The organism is Pseudomonas sp. NPDC088885 (assembly GCF_044750025.1).
Classification (GTDB): Bacteria; Pseudomonadota; Gammaproteobacteria; order Pseudomonadales; family Pseudomonadaceae; genus Aquipseudomonas; species Aquipseudomonas rustica.
On record NZ_JBIVJB010000184.1, the window covers coordinates 1 to 4,002 of the forward strand.

Annotated in this window: 6 protein-coding genes; 2 read left to right on the plus strand and 4 right to left on the minus strand. The window is 60.9% G+C overall.

The window, feature by feature from the left end; translation table 11 throughout:
- From ACIP1X_RS28035 to ACIP1X_RS28045, 3 genes are all read right to left on the minus strand, one after another.
- On the minus strand, positions 1–123 hold a 123-nt coding region (locus tag ACIP1X_RS28035), incomplete at its 3' end, for an HU family DNA-binding protein (protein ID WP_400755896.1).
- A 192-nt stretch (positions 124–315) separates the two neighbouring features.
- The gene (locus ACIP1X_RS28040; protein ID WP_159814451.1) at positions 316–1,464 is read right to left on the minus strand and encodes an NAD(P)/FAD-dependent oxidoreductase; all 1,149 of its coding nucleotides are present in this window, start codon (positions 1,462–1,464) and stop codon (positions 316–318) included.
- A gap of 21 nt (positions 1,465–1,485) precedes the next feature.
- Complete coding sequence (locus ACIP1X_RS28045) at positions 1,486–1,653, minus strand: rubredoxin (protein ID WP_007954349.1); 168 nt, start codon at positions 1,651–1,653, stop codon at positions 1,486–1,488.
- Positions 1,654–1,854: 201 nt separating this feature from the next.
- Here ACIP1X_RS28045 and ACIP1X_RS28050 point away from each other — a divergent pair, with 201 nt between their 5' ends.
- Both ACIP1X_RS28050 and ubiA read left to right on the plus strand, forming a co-directional pair.
- Entirely contained in the window at positions 1,855–2,415 is a 561-nt protein-coding gene (locus ACIP1X_RS28050) for a chorismate--pyruvate lyase family protein (protein ID WP_400755894.1), read from the plus strand.
- Complete coding sequence (gene ubiA, locus ACIP1X_RS28055) at positions 2,415–3,305, plus strand: 4-hydroxybenzoate octaprenyltransferase (protein WP_400755895.1); 891 nt, start codon at positions 2,415–2,417, stop codon at positions 3,303–3,305. Before ACIP1X_RS28050 ends, ubiA begins: the two co-directional genes overlap by 1 nt.
- A 114-nt stretch (positions 3,306–3,419) precedes the next feature.
- Here the strand turns inward: ubiA and ACIP1X_RS28060 are convergent, their stop codons facing one another.
- On the minus strand, positions 3,420–3,803 hold the full coding sequence (locus tag ACIP1X_RS28060; RefSeq protein ID WP_053125125.1) for a hypothetical protein: 384 nt from the start codon (positions 3,801–3,803) through the stop codon (positions 3,420–3,422).
- Between the last annotated feature and the right edge of the window lie 199 nt (positions 3,804–4,002).

Consider the following 4,002-nt stretch of genomic DNA (forward strand, 5'->3'; position numbering starts at 1 on the left):
GCTGTCCTTGCGGTGCAGAGCGCCGGTGATTTCTTCGAGAACGGCGTTGAGAACGCGTTTGGCCTGTTCTTTGGTCAGATCTGCTTTTTCAGCGATTGCAGCGGCGAGTTCTGGTTTACGCATTAGTGAAGCCCCTTTGACGGTTTTTTGTTGTTATGTCCGTGCTGTCCTCGTTGGAACAGCGCCCAAGGCGCCGCAGGTGCTCTACTCTGCGGCAGACGGGAGTGAGGATGGCACGCGGTTAAAGCCTGCGCCAGTCTCACCCGGATCTTTGTGGGGGCAAAAGCGGGGTGATTCCGACAGAACGACCGGTATTTACGCCAGCAAGGCTGGAAGCTGTTTGTTCAGGGCGAGTTTTTCCATCACCGCCGCGCCCGTCAGCGCATAACCGAGCAACTGGCCGTCTGCGTTATGGCACAGCGCTTTGACGTCGGCGCCCTGCCCTTCGACCGTCCAGACGCCTTCGCTACCGCGTGGCGGCGGCGAAACAACCAACGGGCACACCGGGGTTTTCACGGTGATGGGCATAGGGCCGTAGGTCACCGCTGTAGGGTTTCCCGCCAGGGTTTGTGCCAGCGCACGCGCACAGCTCATGAGGGGCATTACGTACAACAGATTCAGCCCATCGACCTCGGCGCAATCGCCCAAGGCGTAGATATTGGCGTGGGACGTCTTCAAATGGCGATCAACCACGACACCGCGATTGACCTGCACGCCGGCAGCCGCCGCCAGATCAATGCGCGGGCGCAGACCGATGGCCGAGACCACCACATCGCAGGCGATGACCTGGCCGTCGGAGAGGTGCGCTTCCAGACCCTCAGCAACTTTCTGCAAACGGGTGAGTACCGGGCCGAGGTGGAATTTGGCGCCGAGGCTTTCCAGTCCAGCCTGCACGGCGGCGGCAGCGGCCGGGTGCAGCAAGGTCGGCATGACCTGCTCGCATGGCGCAACCAGTTGCACTTCATAGCCGCCCAGAATCAGGTCATTGGCGAATTCGCAGCCGATCAAACCCGCCCCGAGCAGCAGCACGCGGCGCTTGCCGGCGGCCGCGGCACGGAATCGCGCGTAGTCTTCGAGATCATTGATCGGGAACACCAGTTCGGCGCCATCGCCTTCGACCGGCACGCGCACGGTTTCCGCGCCCCACGCGAGAATCAGATCGCGATAGCTGACAGCTTCTTCGCCGATCCACAGACGCTTGTGGCCGGCATCGATTCCGCTGATGCGCGTGTGGGTGCGCACTTCGGCTTTCAATTGCTCGGCCATGACGCCCGGCTCGGCCATGCTCAGGCCATCGGCGTCTTTGTTTTTGCCGAAACCGGTGGAGAGCATCGGTTTGGAGTAAGAGCGGCCGTCATCGGCGGTAATCAACAGCAGCGGGGTTTCGCTGTCGAGCTTGCGAAATTCCCGGGCGAGGTTATAGCCCGCCAGGCCGGTGCCGATGATGACGACAGGTGCGCTCATGCCTTACTCCTTTGGATTTAGTTAGTTGATTTCGATCATTTCGAAGTCCATTTTGCCGACGCCGCAGTCCGGGCACAGCCAGTCTTCCGGCACGTCCTGCCACAGAGTGCCCGGCGCGATGCCGTCATCCGGCCAGCCGTCGGCTTCGTTGTAGATCAGGCCGCAGACCACACATTGCCACTTTTTCATTCAGGTACTTCCTCAGGGGTTCAGGCTTTTGCCGGCGCGGACGGTCGATGGGTGTTGCGCTGCCGTCCGGCTCAGCGCGTTTTGTACTGATGGAGCCGCGCAGATGCAAGCCTGTTCGGCGCAACGGCGACCCGGATCGCTCGATATCGCAGCTCGCCATGGTAAGCTCGCCGCCTCATTTGCGGCCAATAATGACTCATTGTGCAACAGACAAATTCCTCCCCGGCCCCGCTCTGGCTGACTCAAAGCCGACTGACGCCCCTCCCTGATTCGTTGACCCTCGACTGGCTGTTCGACGAAGGCTCCCTGACCCGCCGACTCACCCGTTTGTCTAACGACGGCTTTAGCGTGACGCCCTTGTTCGAAGGCTGGGACACCCTGCGCGCCGATGAATGTACGGCGCTGGATCTGGCCGCAGGCAGCGAAGGCTGGGTGCGCGAGGTGTATTTGCGCGGCCACGGCGAGGCTTGGGTGTTCGCCCGCAGCGTCGCTTCGCGCGCCGCGTTGCAGGGCGACGGTTTGCACATGGACGAACTCGGCAGCCGCTCGCTGGGCGAATTGCTGTTTTGCGATCAGGCGTTCCAGCGCCGCGCCCTCGAAGTCTGCCACTACCCTGAAGCATGGCTGCCGCCCGCCGCCAAAGCGCCCGCCCTGTGGGGCCGTCGTTCGCGTTTCGACCGTGGCGCGCTGAGCGTGCTGGTCGCGGAAATCTTCCTGCCGAGCCTGTGGCGCACCGCCCGCGCCCATCCGGAGAACTGCTGATGTATCAGAGCCTGCTCAAGTCCCTGAACCGTTTGAACCCGCGCGCCTGGGACTTCATTCAGCTGACGCGGATGGACAAGCCGATCGGCATTTACCTGCTGCTGTGGCCGACGCTGTGGGCGCTGTGGATTGCCGGCAAAGGCTCGCCGTCGCTGGCCAACGTGGTGATTTTTGTCCTCGGCGTAATCCTCACTCGCGCCGGCGGCTGCGTGATCAACGACTGGGCCGATCGCAAGGTCGACGGCCACGTCAAACGCACCGCGCAACGGCCATTGGCGGCCGGCAGGATCAGTTCGAAAGAAGCGCTGGTGTTCTTTGCGCTGTTGATGGGCGTGAGTTTTCTGCTGGTGCTGTGCACCAACGCGCCGACCATCTGGTTGTCGCTGGGCGGTCTGGCGCTGGCGTTTACTTACCCGTTCATGAAGCGCTACACCTATTACCCACAGGTGGTGCTGGGCGCGGCGTTCTCGTGGGGCATGCCGATGGCGTTCACCGCAGAGACCGGCGAGCTGCCGGCGGCGGCGTGGTTGCTGTGGATCGCCAATCTGCTGTGGACGGTGGGTTACGACACCTATTACGCGATGACTGACCGCGACGACGATTTAAAGATCGGCGTGAAGTCGACGGCGATTCTGTTTGGCGAAGCGGATCGGGTGATCATCCTGAGTTTGCAGGCGCTGTCGTTGGGCTGCCTGTTGCTGGCGGGGTCTAAGTTTGAGTTGGGGACGTGGTTTCACCTTGGTTTGCTGGTGGCGGCCGGGTGTTATGTGTGGGAGTTCTGGTACACGCGGGATCGCGACCGGATGCGCTGCTTCAAGGCGTTCTTGCACAACCATTGGGCCGGGTTGGCGATATTCGTCGGGATCGTGCTGGATTACGCATTGCGCTGAAGATCCACACCTGTGGGAGCGGGCTTGCTCGCGAAGACGGAGTGTCAGTTAACGATGAGGGTGACTGACACTCCGCCTTCGCGAGCAAGCCCGCTCCCACAGGGGGATTTGCGGTTATTTGGCTTTGGCGACTTTCCAGGCGCCGTCCATTTTGCCGTCACCGGTCATGTCTCCGGCCTTTTTGTCCATCACGAAGGTGTACAGCGGCATGCCTTGGTAGGCCCACTGCATCTTGCCATCGTCACGCTTGATGACAGTCCAGTCACCCATCGACTTATCGCCCGCCGCAGCCATCAACGGCGGCCAGTTCGTCGCGCACTTGTCATTGCACATGGACTTGCCCGCAGAGTCTTTGGCGAAGGTGTACAGGGTCATGCCCTTGTGATCGGTGTACATGCCGTCCTTTTCCATCGCCGGGTCGGCGGCGAATGCCATCGATGGCAATGCCAGGGCAGCGGCAAGCATCAGCGCTTTGAAAGAAACAGTCATTTGAGTCATGGAAACCTTCTTTTGTGGTTGTCAGGATTCGGACTTAAAGCTTAGTTCAGGATCGCGCCAATCGCCGGGCGACTAAAATACTGTCACACGACTGCAATAATTCCGTTATCTAATGCGGCGCAAGACAGTTAAATGACAAGAGGATTAAGGCATGGTTGGCAGGAGCATTCTGATCGTCGACGACGAAGCGCCCATTCGC